The organism is Pseudorhodoferax sp. Leaf274 (genome assembly GCF_001422445.1).
In the GTDB taxonomy this organism is placed as follows: Bacteria; Pseudomonadota; Gammaproteobacteria; order Burkholderiales; family Burkholderiaceae_C; genus Pseudorhodoferax.
On sequence record NZ_LMNA01000007.1, the window covers coordinates 38,348 to 55,182 of the forward strand.

16 protein-coding genes and 2 pseudogenes are annotated in these 16,835 nt (G+C 71.1%); 8 read left to right on the forward strand and 10 right to left on the reverse strand.

Going from position 1 to position 16,835, the window contains the following annotated elements; genetic code table 11:
• Positions 1-188: 188 nt before the first annotated feature.
• From ccoP to ccoN, 4 genes are read right to left on the reverse strand one after another with little or no spacing between them, the layout of a single operon-like run.
• Entirely contained in the window at positions 189-1,088 is a 900-nt protein-coding gene (gene ccoP / locus ASF44_RS11385) for a cytochrome-c oxidase, cbb3-type subunit III (protein ID WP_056899348.1), read from the reverse strand.
• Positions 1,089-1,097: 9 nt separating this feature from the next.
• Positions 1,098-1,235, reverse strand: coding sequence for a CcoQ/FixQ family Cbb3-type cytochrome c oxidase assembly chaperone (locus ASF44_RS11390; protein WP_056899349.1), 138 nt, complete (start codon positions 1,233-1,235; stop codon positions 1,098-1,100).
• A gap of 10 nt (positions 1,236-1,245) precedes the next feature.
• Positions 1,246-1,869, reverse strand: coding sequence for a cytochrome-c oxidase, cbb3-type subunit II (gene ccoO / locus ASF44_RS11395; protein WP_056899350.1), 624 nt, complete (start codon positions 1,867-1,869; stop codon positions 1,246-1,248).
• 16 nt (positions 1,870-1,885) lie between these two features.
• Positions 1,886-3,322, reverse strand: coding sequence for a cytochrome-c oxidase, cbb3-type subunit I (gene ccoN / locus ASF44_RS11400; RefSeq protein WP_056899351.1), 1,437 nt, complete (start codon positions 3,320-3,322; stop codon positions 1,886-1,888).
• Between the two features lie 170 nt (positions 3,323-3,492).
• Here ccoN and ASF44_RS11405 point away from each other — a divergent pair, with 170 nt between their 5' ends.
• Entirely contained in the window at positions 3,493-3,732 is a 240-nt protein-coding gene (locus ASF44_RS11405; RefSeq protein WP_056899352.1) for a DUF4160 domain-containing protein, read from the forward strand.
• Positions 3,704-3,961, forward strand: a complete 258-nt coding sequence (locus ASF44_RS11410) for a DUF2442 domain-containing protein (RefSeq protein WP_056899353.1) — start codon at positions 3,704-3,706, stop codon at positions 3,959-3,961. The genes ASF44_RS11405 and ASF44_RS11410 overlap by 29 nt, the downstream gene beginning before the upstream one ends.
• Before the next feature lie 9 nt (positions 3,962-3,970).
• Here ASF44_RS11410 and ccoS read toward each other — a convergent pair whose 3' ends face one another.
• A complete protein-coding gene (gene ccoS, locus ASF44_RS11415; RefSeq protein ID WP_056899354.1) occupies positions 3,971-4,105 on the reverse strand; it encodes a cbb3-type cytochrome oxidase assembly protein CcoS in 135 nt (44 codons plus the stop codon).
• A complete protein-coding gene (locus ASF44_RS11420) occupies positions 4,105-6,441 on the reverse strand; it encodes a cation-translocating P-type ATPase (RefSeq protein ID WP_056899355.1) in 2,337 nt (778 codons plus the stop codon). Before ASF44_RS11420 ends, ccoS begins: the two co-directional genes overlap by 1 nt.
• 102 nt (positions 6,442-6,543) lie before the next feature.
• Here ASF44_RS11420 and ASF44_RS11425 point away from each other — a divergent pair, with 102 nt between their 5' ends.
• Entirely contained in the window at positions 6,544-6,987 is a 444-nt protein-coding gene (locus tag ASF44_RS11425) for a universal stress protein (protein ID WP_056899356.1), read from the forward strand.
• Between the two features lie 39 nt (positions 6,988-7,026).
• Here the strand turns inward: ASF44_RS11425 and ASF44_RS11430 are convergent, their stop codons facing one another.
• Complete coding sequence (locus ASF44_RS11430) at positions 7,027-7,962, reverse strand: LysR family transcriptional regulator (protein ID WP_056899357.1); 936 nt, start codon at positions 7,960-7,962, stop codon at positions 7,027-7,029.
• Between the two features lie 98 nt (positions 7,963-8,060).
• Here ASF44_RS11430 and ASF44_RS11435 point away from each other — a divergent pair, with 98 nt between their 5' ends.
• The 3 genes from ASF44_RS11435 (at position 8,061) to ASF44_RS11445 (ending at position 11,547) form a co-directional block, all read left to right on the forward strand.
• On the forward strand, positions 8,061-9,077 hold the full coding sequence (locus ASF44_RS11435; protein WP_082524698.1) for a tripartite tricarboxylate transporter substrate binding protein: 1,017 nt from the start codon (positions 8,061-8,063) through the stop codon (positions 9,075-9,077).
• Complete coding sequence (locus ASF44_RS11440) at positions 9,074-10,144, forward strand: maleylacetate reductase (RefSeq protein ID WP_056899358.1); 1,071 nt, start codon at positions 9,074-9,076, stop codon at positions 10,142-10,144. The genes ASF44_RS11435 and ASF44_RS11440 overlap by 4 nt, the downstream gene beginning before the upstream one ends.
• 218 nt (positions 10,145-10,362) lie before the next feature.
• Positions 10,363-11,547, forward strand: coding sequence for a helix-turn-helix transcriptional regulator (locus ASF44_RS11445; protein ID WP_056899359.1), 1,185 nt, complete (start codon positions 10,363-10,365; stop codon positions 11,545-11,547).
• A gap of 15 nt (positions 11,548-11,562) precedes the next feature.
• Here the strand turns inward: ASF44_RS11445 and ASF44_RS11450 are convergent, their stop codons facing one another.
• Both ASF44_RS11450 and ASF44_RS32835 read right to left on the reverse strand, forming a co-directional pair.
• The gene (locus tag ASF44_RS11450) at positions 11,563-12,330 is read right to left on the reverse strand and encodes an SDR family NAD(P)-dependent oxidoreductase (protein WP_056899360.1); all 768 of its coding nucleotides are present in this window, start codon (positions 12,328-12,330) and stop codon (positions 11,563-11,565) included.
• A 52-nt stretch (positions 12,331-12,382) separates the two neighbouring features.
• A pseudogene (locus ASF44_RS32835) lies at positions 12,383-12,880 on the reverse strand (AraC family transcriptional regulator); the annotation flags it as partial.
• Between ASF44_RS32835 and ASF44_RS32840 the strand changes: the two are divergent.
• Both ASF44_RS32840 and ASF44_RS11465 read left to right on the forward strand, forming a co-directional pair.
• Positions 12,809-13,417, forward strand: a pseudogene (locus ASF44_RS32840) (aminotransferase class I/II-fold pyridoxal phosphate-dependent enzyme); the annotation flags it as partial. The pseudogenes ASF44_RS32835 and ASF44_RS32840 overlap by 72 nt on opposite strands.
• 236 nt (positions 13,418-13,653) lie before the next feature.
• Positions 13,654-15,198 carry a transporter associated domain-containing protein gene (locus tag ASF44_RS11465; RefSeq protein WP_056899450.1) on the forward strand — a complete coding sequence of 515 codons (1,545 nt, stop codon included), beginning with the start codon at positions 13,654-13,656 and terminating at the stop codon, positions 15,196-15,198.
• Positions 15,199-15,252: 54 nt separating this feature from the next.
• On the opposite strand, the gene ASF44_RS11470 is transcribed toward ASF44_RS11465, so the two are convergent.
• The gene (locus tag ASF44_RS11470; RefSeq protein WP_056899361.1) at positions 15,253-16,803 is read right to left on the reverse strand and encodes a malonyl-CoA synthase; all 1,551 of its coding nucleotides are present in this window, start codon (positions 16,801-16,803) and stop codon (positions 15,253-15,255) included.
• Positions 16,804-16,835 lie beyond the last annotated feature (32 nt).

A 16,835-nucleotide genomic window follows, 5' to 3' on the forward strand; every position in this document is an offset into this window, starting at 1 on the left:
CGAAGGCGCACAACCCGCGCGCACGCACTGGCGCGCCACCTTCGCATCGGGCGGTCAAGGGCGTGCTGGCGGCATCGCCACTGCCGGTTTCGCGAGCGTGGGCCGGAGAACGCAGGCACGCTGCCGCCGCCTTGACGCCCCTCAAGCCCGACCCCACGACGATGGAACAGCTGGCCTTCACCACCGCATCACCTGTTCGACAAACCCCAGACATACGAGGCCAACACCCGGATCTGCTCCGCGCTGAACTTGGCGTCCTGCGCCGGCATCTGGTTGCTCTTGCCGTTGTTGACCATCGCCACGATGGCCTCCTCGCCCCAGCCGTGCAGCCAGATGTCGTCCGTCAGGTTGGGCGCGCCCAGCAGCGGGTTGCCCTTGCCGTTGCTGCCGTGGCAGGCGGCGCAGGCCGAGAACTTCGACTTGCCCAGCGCAGCGCGCACCGAGTCGTGCGGGCCGTTCGACAGGCTCAGCACGTAGTGCGCCACGTTGCGCACGTCGTCAGGCGTGCCCACGGCCGCGGCCATCGGCGGCATGGTGCCGGTGCGGCCCTTGGCGATGGTCTCGGCGATCCTCTCGGGCTCGCCGCCCCACAGCCAGTCGCCATCGGCCAGGTTCGGGAAGCCCTTGCTGCCGCGCGCGTCCGAGCCATGGCACTGGGCGCAGTTGTTCATGAACAAGCGCTCGCCGATGGCGCGGGCCTGGGCGTCCCTCGCGATCTCGGGCACAGGCATCGCGGCGTACTTCGCGTAGACCTGCGCCGTGGCTTCCTTGTGCCTGGCCACATCGGCCGCGTGCTCGCCCACCGAACTCCAGCGGAGCGTGCCCGGCTTGTCGCCCAGGCCCGGGTACAGCACCAGGTAGAGCACACCGAACACCACGGTCATCACGAACATCCAGACCCACCAGCGCGGCAGCGGGTTGTTCATCTCGCGCAGGTCGCCGTCCCAGACATGGCCCGTGGTGTTGTCGCCGGCAGGCGAGACGCGCGCCTTGCCGGCGCCCCACAGCAGCAGCACGCAGCCGAGGATGCCACCCAGGGTCACGGCCATGATCGCGATGGACCAGAAGCCGCTTGTGAAATCGCTCATGGTGTCCTCTTACTCTTGGTCGAAGGGCAGCTGCGCTGCCTCGTCGAATGACTGCTTGTTGGTCCGGGACCAGGCCCAGGCCAGGATGCCGATGAAGGTGATGAACGAGACCACCGTGGCCAGGGAGCGCAGTACGTTGATGTCCATGGCGCTCTCCTCACTTGACGGCCAGGCCGAGCGACTGCAGGTAGGCGATCGTGGCCTCCATCTCGGTCCGCCCTTTCACGTCCGCAGGCGCCTTGGCGATCTCCTCATCCGTGTAGGGCACGCCCAGGCGGCGCAGCGCGCGCATGTTGGCGGCCAGTTGCTCGCCATCGATGGTGGCCTTGTCCAGCCAGGCGTAGGCCGGCATGTTGGATTCGGGCACCACGTCGCGCGGGTTCATCAAGTGGATGCGGTGCCACTCGTCGTTGTACTTGCCGCCCACGCGGTGCAGGTCGGGGCCAGTGCGCTTGCTGCCCCACTGGAACGGGTGGTCATAGACGAACTCGCCGGCCAGCGAGTGGTGGCCGTAGCGCAGCGTCTCGGCCTGCAGCGGGCGGACCATCTGCGAATGGCAGTTGTAGCAGCCCTCGCGCAGGTAGACGTCGCGGCCGGCCAGCTGCAGCGCGGTGTAGGGCTTGACGCCTTCGATGGCGACCGTGGTGGTGCGCTGGAAGAACAGCGGCACGATCTCCACAAGGCCGCCGACCAGCAGCACCAGCAGGATCAGCACGATCATCAGGAAGTTGTTGGTCTCGATGCGCTCGTGCGCACCGGGCTTGTCGAGGTTGTGCGACATGGTGGTTCTCGTGGGATCAGTGGGCCGCGGCCGGTTGCGCAATCACGACCGTGGCGGGCCGCGCGTTGAGCATGGTCATCACCATGTTCCAGGCCATCACCAGCATGCCGCCCAGGTACAGCAGGCCGCCCAGCAGGCGCACCGCGTAGAACGGCCAGGTGGCCTTGACGGACTCGGCGAAGGTGTAGGTCAGCGTGCCGTCGGGGTTCACGGCGCGCCACATCAGGCCTTGCATCACGCCGGCGATCCACATCGCGGCGATGTAGAGCACGATGCCGATGGTGGCGCTCCAGAAGTGCAGCTCGATGGCGCTCACGCTGTACATCTGCTTCTGGCCGAACAGCCGCGGGATCAGGTAGTACAGGCTGCCCATGGTGATGAGCCCGACCCAGCCCAGCGCGCCGGAGTGCACGTGGCCCACGGTCCAGTCGGTGTAGTGGCTCAGCGCGTTGACGGTCTTGATCGACATCATCGGGCCCTCGAAGGTGCTCATGCCGTAGAACGACAGGGCCACGATCAGAAAGCGCAGGATGGGGTCGTCGCGCAGCTTGTGCCAGGCGCCCGACAGCGTCATCACACCGTTGATCATGCCGCCCCACGAAGGCGCCAGCAGGATCAGCGAGAACACCATGCCGACCGACTGCGTCCAGTCCGGCAGCGCCGTGTAGTGCAGGTGGTGCGGGCCGGCCCACATGTAGGTGAAGATCAGCGCCCAGAAGTGGACGATGGACAGCCGGTAGCTGTAGACCGGGCGCTCGGCCTGCTTGGGGATGAAGTAATACATCATCCCGAGGAAGCCTGCCGTGAGGAAGAAGCCCACCGCGTTGTGGCCGTACCACCACTGCACCATGGCGTCCTGCACGCCGGCGTAGGCCGAATAGCTCTTCCAGAAGCTGGCCGGCATGGCCGCGCTGTTGACGATGTGCAGCAGCGCCACGGCGATGATGAAGGCGCCGTAGAACCAGTTGGCCACGTAGATGTGGCGCACACGGCGCGTGCCGATGGTGCCGAAGAACACGATGGCGTAGGACACCCAGACCACGGCGATCAGCACGTCGATGGGCCACTCCAGCTCGGCGTATTCCTTGCCCGTGGTGTAGCCCAGCGGCAGCGTGATGGCGGCCGCCACGATCACGGCCTGCCAGCCCCAGAACGTGAACGACGCGAGCCAGCCGCCGAACAGCCGGACCTGGCAGGTGCGCTGCACCACGTAGTAGGCCGTGCCGAACAGCGCGCAGCCGCCGAACGCGAAGATCACCGCGTTGGTGTGCAGCGGCCGCAGGCGGCCGTAGCTGAGCCATGGAATGCCCAGGTTCAGTTCGGGCCAGGTCAGCTGCGCGGCGATGACCACGCCGACCAGCATGCCCACCACGCCCCACACCACGGCCATCACGGAAAACTGGCGCACGACGGCGTCGTTGTAGACCGTGGCCGGGCTCTTCGGTTGGTTCATCGCTGCCTCTGTTGAAAGCTTTATCAGCACTGGAAGGCAGTGTCGGACGGGGGTGGCAAGCGCGCTTTGATGCAGGTCAAGCGGGGTGCTGGGGCGTGCACACCGCGCGACGGGACGTCCCCCATCCACGTCAAGGGCTGTGGTCTCGGACCATCGGCTACAGTGCACCGATGGCGCCCACCATCGTCCGCGACGGTCCATTCCGGCTGTTCTTCTTTTCACGCGAAGAGTCGCGCATCCATGTGCATGTGGCCCATCCCGCGGGAGAGGCCAAGTTCTGGCTCACGCCGGAAGTGCACCTCGCTGTGAACATCGGGCTGTCACCCACCCAGGTCCGGCAAGCGCAGGCCGTCGTCAGCGCACATCTGCAGGAGATCCAAGATGCCTGGTACCGACACTTTGGCGGTTGAAGTCACCCATGTCTCGGCCCACGGCCTTTGGCTGCTGCTCGGCGACGAGGAGCTTGCTGTGCCTTACGCCGAGTTCCCCTGGTTCAAGAAGGCCACGATCGAGCAGATCGTTGCTGTGGAACGGCCGACGGAAAACCACCTGTACTGGCCGCTGCTGGACATCGACCTGTCCGTCGAATCGCTGCGCAATCCGCAGGACTTTCCCCGCGTCTCGGTACTGGACGCCTGACGCGTCCGGTCAATCCCGCAGAATGCGCTCGCCCTCGGCCTCGATGTCCTCGAACTGGCCGCGTTCGATGGCCCACCAGAGGCCGCCGAGGATGCAGAACACCAGCACCACGGACAGCGGGATCAGCAGGAACAGGATGTCCATCAGGCGGCCTCGGTGGCCAGCCGCACGCTGACCGCAGCGGTCCCGCGGGCAGGCAGCGCGGCCGACAGGCGCAGCGCGTTGAGCACCACCAGCAGCGAACTCGCCGCCATGCCCAGGCCGGCCAGCCAGGCTGGCATCCAGCCGGCCACGGCCAGCGGCACGCTGACGGCGTTGTAGAGCGCGGCCCAGGCCAGGTTCTGGCGCACCACGGCCATGGTCTTGCGGGCCAGCGCCAACGTGTCGGCCACGCGCATGAGCGCGCCACCCGGCACCACGAAGTCGGCCTGTGCCTGCGCCAGTGGCACGGACTGGCCGAAGGCGAACGACACGTCGGCGCCGGCCAGCACCGGGCCGTCGTTGAGGCCGTCGCCGACCATGGCGCTGTGGCGGCCTTGCTCCTGCAACGCGCGCAGCGCCTGCAGCTTGTGCAGGGGCGAGCAGCCGCCGCGCGCTTGCGCGATGCCCAGCTGCGCCGCCACGCGTGCGACAGCCGCGTCGGCGTCGCCCGACAGCAGCCGCACCGCCACGCCCATCTGCGCGAGCCTGCGCACGGTGGCGGCAGCATCGGCACGCAGATCCTCCTGCAGTGCGAACGAGGCCAGCATGCCCTGGCCGTCGGCCAGCCAGACCGTGGTGCCCCTGCCGTCCGGGCCAACCAGGCCGCAGTGGGCGGCCGAGCCCAGGCGCAGCTGGCCGGGCCAGGGCCGGCCGTCGCGCGACAGGCGGCCGCGCAGGCCCAGGCCGGCCTCCTCGACGAGTTCGGTCACCTGCCACTGCACTTCGTTCGCGCCGTCGCGGCCGGCAGCGGCAATGGCGCGCGCAGCGGGGTGCAGCGAGTGCGCCGCCAGTGCCGCAGCCATGGCCAGCGCCTGGGCGCGGTCGACGCCGGCGCGCGTGCGCACTTCGCCCAAGCCCAACGCATCGCGCGTCAGCGTGCCGGTCTTGTCGAAGACCACGGTGTCGACCTTGGCCAGCGCCTCCAGCGCCTGCAGCCGCCGCACCAGCACGCCGTGGCGGGCCAGCATGCCGGCCGATGCGAGCATGGCGGCCGGCGTCGCCAGCGAAAGCGCGCAAGGGCAGGTGACGATCAGCACGGCCACCGCCACCATGAGCGCATGGCCAGGGTCGTGCCGCCACCAGAACAGCGCGGCGCCCGCGGCCGCCAGCAGCACCCCCAGCAGGAAGGGCCGCGCGATGCGGTCGGCCAGTTGCGCCAGCCGCGGCCGTGCGCGTGCGGCTTCGTCCATCAGCGCGGCGATCTCGGCGAAGCGCGTGTCGGTGCCGGCCGCCGTCACGCGCACGCGCACGGCCGCCGCGAGGTTGTGGCTGCCGGCCAGCACGGTCGCGCCCGGGCCGCGCGCCACGGGCCGCGACTCGCCCGACAGCAGGGCCTCGTCGACCAGCGTCTCGCCGTCGAGCACCAGCGCGTCGGCCACGAAGGCCTCGCCAGGGCGCACATGCAGCACGTCGCCCACGGCCACGCGGTGCGCGGCCACCTGCTCGCGGCGCCCGCCGGCCGCTTCGCGCTCCACCCCGTCGGGCAGGCGCTGCAGCAGCAGGTCGAGCGCACCGCCCGTGCGGCCGCGCAGGCGCTCTTCCAGCCAGCGGCTGCCGAGCAGGAAGAACACGAACATGGTCAGCGAATCGAAGTAGACCTCGGCACCGAAGATGCCGCCCGGCTCGAAGGTGCCCCAGCTGCTGATGGCGAAGGTGATCCCGATGCCCAGCGTGACGGGCGTGTCCATGCCCACGCGGCGCAGCCGCAGGTCGCGCAGCGCAGCGCGGAAGAACGGCCCGCACGAGAACAGCATCACCGGCAGGCTCAGCACCCAGGAGGCCCAGCGCAGCAGCGCCTGCGCGTCGGCCGAGATCTCGCCCGGTGCGGCGGTGTACGCGGGCCACGCGTACATCATGACCTGCATCATGCACAGGCCCGCCACGAGCCAGCGCCACAGCACGAGGCGGGCCTGGCGGCGGCGCTCGGCACGCAACGCCAGGTCGGCCAGCGGCAGGCCGCGGTAGCCCGCCCGCCGCACCGCCGCCAGCCACTGCGAGGGCCGCACCTGGCCTGCACGCCAGACCACGCGCGCGCGCCGGCTGGCGGCGCCGACCTCGGCCGACAGCACGCCGGGCACGGCGCGCAGCGCATCCTCGACCGTCAGCGCGCAGGCGGCGCAGGTCATCCCTTCGACGGCCATGCTCGACGCCCACGCCCCGCTGCCATGTTCGGCTGACGGGCGGCTGAACGCGGCCCATTCTTCGGGGTCGTCGATCCAGTCCAGGCCGCGCGCGGCCCCGTGCGGCGCGGGCTCGGCGGAAGGAAGGCTGGCTTGCATGGCACGAGCGTATCCAGCGCCTGCCCCCACCACCTTGACGTATATCAATGCAATCCGGCGCAGCCGGCCTATGCTGAATCCACCACTTCCAAGGAGATCACCATGTACCACCGCATCCTGGTTGCCACCGACGGTTCCGAGCTGTCGCAAAAGGCCGTCAACAGCGCACTGGACCTGGCCGCCAAGCTCGGCGCGTCCGTGGTCGCCGTGAAGGTCGTTCCGCCCTACCCGCAGAGCTACTTCGATGGCGCGATGGCCATCGACCTGAAGGAGGTCGAGCGCACCGAGGCGAACTGGAGCGCCGCCGCGCTGAAGGAGCTGGAAACGGTGCAGGCCGCCGCGCTGCCGAAGAAGGTCACGGTCACCCCGGTGGTGGTGCGCGGCGACCAGGTCTCCGAGGCGCTGATCGCCACCGCGCAGAAGCACCACTGCGACCTGATCGTGATGGCCTCGCACGGCCGCCGCGGTGTCAGCCGCCTGCTGCTGGGCAGCGAGACGCAGCATGTGCTGACGCACTCGCACATCCCGGTGCTGGTGCTGCGCTGAGCCCCCGCGCGGCGCGGGCGCCGGCGCTGGCAAGCCGTCTCAGGCCGGCATGGCGGTTTCGGCGTCCTGCACCCAGCTGGCCGACCGGCCGATGCTGTCGATCAGGTGCTGCGTGAACGCCCGCGTCTTGCTGTTGGCACGCGCCGCGGCGCGCAACAGGTAGATGCCCGTGGCCTCCAGCGGCGGCGCGCCCTGCAGGTCCAGCGCCACCAGCCGGCCTGCGGCCAGGTCTTCGCCGATCGCCCAGTTCGGCATCAGCGCGATGCCCAGGCCCTGCGCGGCCGACAGGCGCCGCGCATCGCAGTCGTCGCACTCGAAGGCGAACTGCTCGGGCAGCCAGGCCTGCGCGCCGCTGATCTCGCGCCAGCCGCGCGTGCTGGTGCTGTGCTGGCGGTCGATCAGGCGGTGCTGCGCGAGTTCGTCGAAGCGCCTGGGGTGGCCGTGGCGCTGCAGGTAGGCCGGTGCCGCGCCGATGATGTAGCGCTGGTAGCCGATGCGCTGGCCCACCAGGCTGCTGTCGGGCTGCTGGCCCAGGCGGATGACGAGGTCCACGCGCTCGACCACCACATCCACGGCGCGTTCGGTCAGCTCCAGCTCCACGCGCAGGCCCGGGTGCTTTTCGGCCAGGCTGCCCAGGTGCGGCACCACATGGCGCCGGCCGAAGGCCGGCACGCAGCTCACGCGCAGCAGCCCCTGCACGGTCTGTTCGGCGGCCACCACTTCGCTGCGCACCGCACGCATGTCGTGCAGGATGCGCACTGCGCGGTCGAACAGCAGGCTGCCCGCGTCGGTCAGCACCAGCGCCCGCGTGGAGCGCGTGAACAGCGTCACCTGCAGGTCCTGCTCCAGCGCGCCGATCTGGCGCGCCACCGACGAGGCCACCAGGCCCTTGCGCCGGGCCACGGCCGAGAAGCTCCCGGCCTGGGCCACGTCCACGAACATGGCCAGGTTCTCGGCAAATTTGATCGATTCCATCTGTGCAACCTGCGCAAAGGCGTTTGGCAAACGACGGTGATTCCACCGTCGCCACGCAAACCATACCATCGGCGCAACGCCCCACCAAGGAGACGACGATGCACCCGCAGGCCACCCTCAGGCCCCCCGCCCGTCCGCTGCGCCGCCACGCCGGCGCAACGTTGCGCCGGCTGCGCACCGCCCTGGCGCTGTGCGCCTGTTGGGCGGGCGCCGCCATGGCGCAGGACTACCCCTCCAGGAACGTGACGCTGGTGGTGCCGTTCGCGGCCGGCGGCACGGTCGACAAGGTGGCCCGCCAGATCCAGGAGCCGCTGCGCGCCCGGCTGGGCCAGCCGCTGGTCATCGAGAACAAGGGCGGCGCCGGCGGCACCATCGGAATGGCCGCCGTGGCCAAGGCTGCGCCCGACGGCTACACCGTGGCGCTGGTGTTCGACTCCTACGCCACCGAGCAGCACATCTACCCCAGGCTGCCCTACGTGACGCTGCGCGACCTGACCGGCGTCTCGTACGTGGCGCGTTCGCCCATGGTGCTGGTGGTGCCGGCCGCCTCGCCCTACAGGACGCTGCAGGACTACGTGGCCGCCGCCAGGAAGCCGGGCGCCGTGTCGTATGCCTCGGTCGGCGCCGGCAGTTCCAACCACCTGGCGGCCGAGCTGTTCCACGAGACGGCCGGCACCAGCGGCACGCACGTGCCGTTCAAGGGTGGCGGCCCGGCCATCACCGACCTGCTGGGCGGCCATGTGGACTCGATGATCGCCAGCCTGCCGCTGGTGCTGCCGCAGGTGCAGGCCGGCAAGCTGCGCGCCCTGGCCATCACCTCGCCCCAACGCGCCGCCGCCCTGCCCGAGGTGCCCGCCGTGGCCGAGTCGTACAAGGGCTTCGAGGTGTACTCGTGGGTCGGAATGGTGGCCCCGGCCAGGACGCCGGCGCCCGTGCTCGACCGGCTGGCCGCCGACATGGCCGCCACGCTGCACGACCCCGACGTGGCCAGGCGCCTGACCGAAGGCGGCTTCGAGGTGGTGGCCGGCTCGCGCGCGCAGATGAACCAGCTCATCCAGTCCGAAAGCGAACGCTGGGGCCGTGTGATCAAGGCCCGCAACATCGTCGCGGAATGACCGCCGTGCAAGCCTTCACCTTCCAGAGCCACGCACAGCGCGTGCTGTTCGGCGCCGGCACGCTGCAGCGCACCGCACCGGAGCTCGACGCCATCGGCGCACACAAGGCCATCGTGCTGTGCACGCCGCACCAGCGCGCGCAGGCCGAGCAGGTGGCGGCGCTGCTGGGCGGGCGCGCGGCCGGCATCTTCGACGCGGCCGTCATGCACGTGCCGATCGAGACCGCCCGCGAGGCGCGCCGCTTCGCCGCGCAGCACGGCGCTGACTGCGCGGTCGCCATCGGCGGCGGCTCCACCGTCGGCCTGGGCAAGGCCATCGCCTTCGACTCGGGCCTGCCGATCCTGGCCATCCCCACCACCTACGCCGGCTCGGAGATGACGCCGATCTACGGACTGACCGAGGCCGGCATCAAGCGCACTGGGCGCGACCTGCGCGTGCTGCCGCGCACCGTGATCTACGACCCGCAGCTCACGCTGGCGCTGCCGGTCCGCATGTCGGTGGTCAGCGGCATCAATGCCATCGCGCATGCGGCCGAGGGCCTGTATGCGGCCGACGGCAACCCGGTGGCCAGCCTGCTGGCCGAGGAAGGCATCGCCGCCCTGGGCCGCGCGCTGCCGGCCATCCGGCGCGATGCGGGCGACGTGCAGGCGCGCGCCGATGCGTTGTACGGCACCTGGCTGTGCGGCAAGGTGCTGGGCAGCGTGGGCATGGGCCTGCACCACAAGCTGTGCCACACGCTGGGCGGCAGCTTCAACCTGCCGCACGCCGAGACGCACACCATCGTGCTGCCGCACGTGCTGGCCTACAACGCCGGCGCCGCAGCCCACGCGATGCAACGCATCGCCCGCGCGCTGGACGCCACCGACGCCGCGCAGGCCGTGTACGCGCTGGCCCGCGACAACGGGGCGCCACTGGCGCTGAAGGACATCGGCCTGCAGGCCGGCGACCTCGACCGCGCCTGCGCGATCGCGCTGGCCAACGAGTACCCCAACCCCCGGCCCGTCGAGGCCAAGGCCTTGCGCCAGCTGCTGCAGAACGCCTTCGACGGCGCACCGCCGGCGGCCTGACCTGCACGGCAGGCACTGGGCCTTCTCGCGCAGCCGCAGGAACGCAGCACCCGCCCGACCGCCAGGCGTTCCCCGGCAGCGCCCGCGCTTTCATCTGTTTGGTGGACGGATCGCCATCGGCCGGCCGTGCGGCGCCGCGGCCGCGGCGCCTGGATGCCATGCGGCTGCATTAGATTCGGGCGCGTCCGCCACCGTGGCGGTACAAGGAGTCCACGGGCATGCCGGTTCTGGGTCTGCAGCGCACACAGTTGGTGGCGAGCGTGTACGACGCCGCGCTCGAACCCTCCCGCTGGAGCGGCTTCCTGTCGGAACTGGTGTTCGCGATGGGCTCCACCGCCGGCATGATCTGGGGCCACGACTTCAGCCAGCGCACCGTCACCGTGCCGGGCCAGACCAGCGACACGCTGTTCTGCTCCGTCGGTTTCTCCGGCCAGGCCCTGGCGCAGTTCGAGGCCCACTACGGCGCGCTGAACGTCTGGCTGCAGGACCCGGCCCGGCACGTCGGCGGCACCGTGGTCCATGGCGAGATGATGTTCCCCAATAGCCGGCTCAAGAACACCGAGTACTGGACCGACTGGCTGCGGCCGCAGGACATCTTCCACACCTCGGCCGCCATCGTCGAACGCACGCCGGACCGCTCGCTCAACGCCACGGTGTGCCGGCCCGAGGCCGCCGGCCCTTACAGCGAAGGGGAACTGGGCATCCTCGCGGAACTGATGCCGCACCTGCAGGCGGGCTTCGCGCTGCACCGCAGGCTGCGCGACCTGAACGTGCTGGCCGGCGCCTCCACCGCCGTGCTGGACCGGATGCCGCTGGGCGTCGCGCTGTTCGACGAGTCCGGCACCATGGTCCACCACAACGCGCGCGCCAGACAGCTGCTGGACGGTGCGGCCGACATGGTGGCCGTGCGCGGCGGCCGGCTGGTCTGCAGCCGCCCGCGGGAGAACGACAAGCTGGCCGCGCTGCTGCGCGCTGCCCTGCGCACGGGCCTGGCCGAGCCTGGCGGCGACGGCGGTGCCGGTGGCGCCGTGCGGCTGCAGCATTCCAGCGGCGACACGCTGCACCTGTTCGTCACGCCCCTGCCCTCGTGGTCCGGGCCGTTCGGGCTGCGCGCCGCCGCGGCCGTCTTCCTGAGCCGGCCCGACGGCAACGCCGGATCGCTGGCCCAGGCCCTGCGGCAGGTCTACCAGATGACGCCGGCCGAGTGCCGCCTGACCGAGGCGCTGGTCAACGGCCTGTCGCCCAAGGAATACTGCGCGCTGGCCGATGTGTCCATCTCCACGGTGCGCACGCAGATCAGGACCGCCACGGCCAAGGTGGGCGCACGCCGGCAGGTGGACCTGGTGCGCACGGTGTTGCTGGGGCCGGCGGCGCTGTCCCGCCCGGCCGACCTGTGGCGCTGAGGCCGCGCCCGCCGCTCACTGCGCCAGGAAGCCCCCGTCCACCGCCAGCACGTGGCCCGTGACCATGGACGCTGCCGGGCTGGCCAGGAACAGCACGGCATGCGCCACTTCGTCGGGCTCGGCCAGCCGGCCCAGCGGCGTCACGGCGCGGATGCGGTCCATCAGTTCGGGCGAGGACGCCAGCGGGCCGATGAAGTTGGTGCGCGTCCAGGTCGGCGCCACCGCGTTGACGCGGATGCCCTGCCCGGCCCACTCCACCGCCAGCGCGCGCGTCATGTTCACGAGCCCGCCCTTGGTGGTCTGGTAGGAGATGTTGGGGTACAGGCCGCCGCCCGACAGGCCCATGATCGACGCCATGTTGACCACGCTGCCGCTGCCCGCCGGCATGTGGCGAGCGGCCTCTCGCGCGCAGACGAAGGCGCCCGTGAGGTTGACGGCGACGACCTGGTTCCACTCGGCGATGTCCAGTTCCTGCGTGGGCTTGCGGATCGCCGTGCCGGCGTTGTTGACGAGGATGTCGATGCGCCCGGCCTGCTGCGCGATGGCGCCGAAGACCTGTGCCGCGGCCGCAGCATCGGCCACGTCCAGCCCGAAGGCCCGTGCGCCCGCGATGCCGGCCGCCACCCTGGCGGCCGCCTCGGCATCGCGGTCGACGACCACCACGCGCGCGCCGGCCGCGGCCAGCAGTTGCACGCAGGCCAGGCCGATGCCGTTGGCACCGCCCGTCACGACGGCCACCTGGCCGTCCACACGGAATCGATCGAGGCTGGCTGGCGCTGTCATCGCAGGTCCTTGTCTCTGGAGTGGCGGCGATGATAGCGACGCCATCTGTGCGTCACGCAGCCGGGGCCAGCGACGGTGCGACGTGGCGCATGGCGCGCTCCACGTAGTCCTCCTTCTCGCCGACCGGCGCCACGTAGTGCATGGCCTCACGCGCGGCGGCCTCGCCCTGCAGCCGCGCGATCAGCCAGGCCGCCAGGTATTGCGAGGCCAGGCAACCGCCGGCCGTCGCCAGGTTGCCGCGCGCAACGAAGGCCTGTTCCAGCACGGCGATGCCGGCTTCCTGCACCCAGGGCCTGGTGGTCAGGTCGGTGCAGGCCGGCAGGCCCTGCAGCAGGCCGAGCCTGGCCAGCACCAGCGTGCCCGAGCATTGCGCGGCCAGCAGCTGGCGCGCAGGGTCCAGCCGCAGCTGCGCCATCAGCGCGGCATCGGCCACCACCTCGCGCGTGCGCACCCCGCTGCCAATGACCACGGCATCGGCCGGCGCCGGCAGCTGGTGGCCACCGCGCGCCGCCATGGCCTGCTGCTCATCGAGGACGCCGCCTACGCCTTTCTCGCACCGGACGCGCCCGCGCCGCTGGCCGCGCTGGCACCCGAGTGCACGGTCTACGTCTGCGGCCTGTCCAAGAGCGTGGCGACCGGCCTGCGCGTGGGCTTCGTCGCCACGCCCGCCGACTGGATGCCGCGCATCGAGCGCGCCATCCGCGCCACCACCTGGAACACGCCCGGCGTGATGACGGCCATCGCCTGCGGCTGGATCGCGGACGGCACCGTGCTGCGGCTCGAAGCCGGCAAGCGCGTGGATGCCGCCGCGCGCCAGGCGCTGGCCGGCCAGGCCTTCGCCGGGCTGCAGCCGGTGCGGCATCCGAACGGCTACTTCGTCTGGCTGCCGCTGGCGCCGGAACTGCGGGCCGACAAGGTGGCGCAGGCGCTGCTGCACGCAGGAGTGGCGGTGTCCACGGCCGAGCCCTTCGCGACCTCCGCGCAGGTGCCGCATGCCCTGCGCATCGCACTGGGCTCGGTGCCGCTGGACGCGCTGGGCACGGCCCTGGCCACGGTGCGCCGCGTGATCGACGCACAGCCTGGCTGACCTGCGGCTGACGCGCGGCATCGCCCTGCCGTGCGGGGCGGAATGCGGGCGTTGGCCATCGTTGCCCGCTAGAGTGCCCGCATGGACTCAGCCTCAGAGCCCTGCGATCCGGAGCCTCCCAGTCGGCCCCTGACCGCACCGGCCACACCGCCCGACGCCCGCGTCGCGGCTCCCCTCCCCCTTCCCTCCCCACGCCCCGACGGCACGGCTGAACACCGTGGCCGGAGCACGCCATGCTGGAACTGCTGACCGATCCGGCCGCCTGGATCGGGCTGGCCACCCTGGTCGTGCTGGAGATCGTGCTCGGCATCGACAACCTGATCTTCATCGCCATCCTGGCGGAGAAGCTGCCGCCGCACCAGCGCGAACGCGCGCGCGTGATCGGCCTGTCGCTGGCGCTGCTCATGCGCCTGGGCCTGCTGTCGGTGATCTCCTGGCTGGTCACGCTGACGACGCCGCTGTTCAGCGTGTTCGGCATGGGCTTCTCGGGCCGCGACCTGATCCTGTTGCTCGGCGGCCTGTTCCTGCTGTTCAAGGCCACATCCGAGCTGCACGAGCGGCTGGAGGGCGTGCAGCACCGGGCCACGGCCACGGTCGCCTACTCCAGCTTCTCGCTGGTGGTGGCGCAGATCGTGGTGCTGGACGCGGTGTTCTCGCTGGACGCCGTGATCACCGCCGTGGGCATGGTGGACCAGCTGCCCGTGATGATGGCCGCGGTGGTCATTTCCATCGGCGTGATGCTGCTGGCCGCCAGGCCGCTCACGCGCTTCGTGAACGCGCACCCGACCGTGGTGGTGCTGTGCCTGAGCTTCCTGCTCATGATCGGCCTGAGCCTGGTGGCCGAGGGCCTGGGCTTCCACCTGCCCAAGGGCTACCTGTACGCGGCCATCGGCTTTTCCATCCTGATCGAGTTCTTCAACCAGCGCGCGCGCCGCAGTGCGGACCGGCACGAGGCCCGGTTGCCGCTGCGCCAGCGCACGGCCGAGCGCGTGCTGGGCCTGCTGGGCCACCGCACGCCGGCGCAGGCCACGGCGCAGCCGGACGATGCCGCAGGTGCCGCAGCCGCCCCGGCCTTCGCGGCCGAAGAACGCCACATGGTGGGCGGCGTGCTGCGCCTGGCCGAGCGCAAGGTGCGCTCGATCATGACGCTGCGCGCCGACATCTCCTGGGTGGACGTGGAAGACGACGGCGAGACCAACCGGCGCAAGCTGCTGGCCGCGCCGCACGGCATCTACCCGGTGTGCCGCGGCGCGCTGGACCAGGTGCTGGGCGTGGCGCGGGCCAAGGACCTGCTGGGCGCCATCGCCGAGAAGGGCTGGCTGGAACCCAATGGCTGGCTGCGCCAGCCGGTCTTCGTGCCCGAGGCCATGCCAGTTCTGGACGCCATCGCCGTGCTGCGCGGCGCGCGCGGCCAGCTGTTGCTGGTCACCGACGAGCACGGCCTGCTGACCGGCATCGTGACGCCCATCGACGTTCTGGAAGCCATTGCCGGCGAATTCCCCGACGAGGACGAGACGCTGGAGATCCAGCCGCTGGACGACGGCCGCTGGAAGGTGGCCGGCACGGCCGACCTGCACCTGCTGGAGCGCCAGCTGGCGGTCGACGGCCTGGTGCGCGACGGCGCGGCCGACACGGTCGCCGGTTTCCTGCTGCAGGCCTTCGGCCGCCTGCCGCTGCACGGCGAAGCCCATGCGCACCGGGGCTACACCTTCACGGTCGAGCAGGTCGATGCGCAACGCATCCGCAGCGCGGTGGTCGCGCGCGCGCAGGCGGCGGCCTGAGCGGGCCGGCCGCGGCGCGGACCGGGGCGCGGGCGCATGGCGCCCTGCCGCCGCTCAGCCGAACAGGCCCTGGTGCAGGTCGCGCAGCAGGTTCTTCTGCACCTTGCCCATGGTGTTGCGCGGCAACGCCTCCACCACGAAGGCCCGCTTGGGGATCTTGAAGTTGGCCAGCTGCTGGCGCAGCGCGGCCAGCAGCGCATCGCCGTCCAGCGCCGCGCCGGGCTTGGCGATCAGCACGGCCACGCCGACCTCGCCGAAGTCCGGGTGCGGCACGCCGACCACGGCGCTCTCGGCGACCCCGGGCATGTCGTTCAGGAAGCCCTCGATCTCGGCCGGGTAGACGTTGTAGCCGCCGCTGATGATGAGGTCCTTGCTGCGGCCCACGATGGTCACGTAGCCGGCGGCATCCACGCGGCCCACGTCGCCGGTCTTGAAGAAGCCGTCCGCCGTGAACTCCTCGGCCGTCTTCTCGGGCATGCGCCAGTAGCCCTGGAACACGTTGGGACCGCGCACCTGGATGCCGCCGATCTCGCCGGGCGGCATGGCCTGGCCGGCATCGCCGACCACGCGCAGGTCCACGCCCGGCAGCGGGAAGCCCACCGTGCCGCCGCGGCGCTCGCCGTCTTCGGCACGGTAGGGGTTGGAGGTCAGCATGGCGGTCTCGCTCATGCCGTAGCGCTCCAGGATGGTGTGGCCCGTGCGCGCCTGCCAGTCCTTGAAGGTCTCGATCAACAGCGGCGCCGAGCCCGAGATGAACAGGCGCATGTTGCGTACCGCCTGCGCGGTCAGCGCCGGCTCGGCCAGCATGCGCACGTACAGCGTGGGCACGCCCATGAACACGGTGGCCTCGGGCAGTTTGGCGATCGCCACCTTGGGGTCGAACCTCGCCATCCACAGCATCTTGCTGCCGTTGAGCAGCGCGCCGTGCAGCGCCACGAACAGGCCGTGCACGTGGAAGATGGGCAGCGCGTGCAGCAGCACGTCGCCCTCTTTCCAGCCCCAGTAGTCCTTGAGCACGCGCGCGTTGCTGAGCAGGTTGCCATGGCTCAGCATGGCGCCCTTGCTGCGGCCCGTGGTGCCGCTGGTGTAGAGGATGGCGGCCAGGTCGTCGGCCGCGCGCTGCACGGGCACATGCTGGTCGCTGCAGTGCGAGGCCCGCTCGAGCAGCGTGCCGCCGCGGTCTTCGCCCAGCGTGAACACGTACCGCGTGCCGGCCTGGAACGCGATCTTGCTGACCCAGCCATGGTTGGCCGGGCTGCAGACCACCACGGCCGGCTCGGCGTTGCCGACGAAGTAGGCGATCTCGGCGCTCTGGTAGGCGGTGTTGAGCGGCAGGAACACGTGGCCCGCGCGCAGCGTGGCCAGGTACAGCAGCACGGCCTCGACCGATTTCTCGACCTGCACGGCGATGCGCGAGGCCGGCGGCAGGTCCAGCGATTCCAGCAGGTTGGCCAGCATGCCGCTGGCGCGCTCCAGGTCGCGCCAGCTGTAACGCAGCGGCTGGCCGCCGGGCTCGGTGGCGTCGATCGCGGTGGCGTCCAGGTCGGCGGGGAACGCCGCGCGCAGGGCGGCGTAGAGGTTGTGGTTCTCGGTGGCGGTGGTCATGGTGACGGTAAGGGTTGTCTCGTTCGAGTTCT

What these genes read in the sequence shown, in the direction of transcription:
- ASF44_RS11425 (WP_056899356.1), top strand. Translation starts at nt 6,544, where the DNA reads ATGTACCACCGCATCCTGGTTGCCACCGACGGTTCCGAGCTGTCGCAA.
- ASF44_RS11450 (WP_056899360.1), bottom strand. Translation starts at nt 12,330, where the DNA reads ATGACAGCGCCAGCCAGCCTCGATCGATTCCGTGTGGACGGCCAGGTG.
- ccoS (WP_056899354.1), bottom strand. Translation starts at nt 4,105, where the DNA reads ATGGACATCCTGTTCCTGCTGATCCCGCTGTCCGTGGTGCTGGTGTTC.
- ASF44_RS11435 (WP_082524698.1), top strand. Translation starts at nt 8,061, where the DNA reads ATGCACCCGCAGGCCACCCTCAGGCCCCCCGCCCGTCCGCTGCGCCGC.
- ASF44_RS11440 (WP_056899358.1), top strand. Translation starts at nt 9,074, where the DNA reads ATGACCGCCGTGCAAGCCTTCACCTTCCAGAGCCACGCACAGCGCGTG.
- ccoO (WP_056899350.1), bottom strand. Translation starts at nt 1,869, where the DNA reads ATGTCGCACAACCTCGACAAGCCCGGTGCGCACGAGCGCATCGAGACC.
- ASF44_RS11410 (WP_056899353.1), top strand. Translation starts at nt 3,704, where the DNA reads ATGCCTGGTACCGACACTTTGGCGGTTGAAGTCACCCATGTCTCGGCC.
- ccoN (WP_056899351.1), bottom strand. Translation starts at nt 3,322, where the DNA reads ATGAACCAACCGAAGAGCCCGGCCACGGTCTACAACGACGCCGTCGTG.
- ASF44_RS11390 (WP_056899349.1), bottom strand. Translation starts at nt 1,235, where the DNA reads ATGGACATCAACGTACTGCGCTCCCTGGCCACGGTGGTCTCGTTCATC.
- ASF44_RS11430 (WP_056899357.1), bottom strand. Translation starts at nt 7,962, where the DNA reads ATGGAATCGATCAAATTTGCCGAGAACCTGGCCATGTTCGTGGACGTG.
- ASF44_RS11405 (WP_056899352.1), top strand. Translation starts at nt 3,493, where the DNA reads ATGGCGCCCACCATCGTCCGCGACGGTCCATTCCGGCTGTTCTTCTTT.
- ccoP (WP_056899348.1), bottom strand. Translation starts at nt 1,088, where the DNA reads ATGAGCGATTTCACAAGCGGCTTCTGGTCCATCGCGATCATGGCCGTG.
- ASF44_RS11420 (WP_056899355.1), bottom strand. Translation starts at nt 6,441, where the DNA reads ATGCAAGCCAGCCTTCCTTCCGCCGAGCCCGCGCCGCACGGGGCCGCG.
- ASF44_RS11470 (WP_056899361.1), bottom strand. Translation starts at nt 16,803, where the DNA reads ATGACCACCGCCACCGAGAACCACAACCTCTACGCCGCCCTGCGCGCG.
- ASF44_RS11445 (WP_056899359.1), top strand. Translation starts at nt 10,363, where the DNA reads ATGCCGGTTCTGGGTCTGCAGCGCACACAGTTGGTGGCGAGCGTGTAC.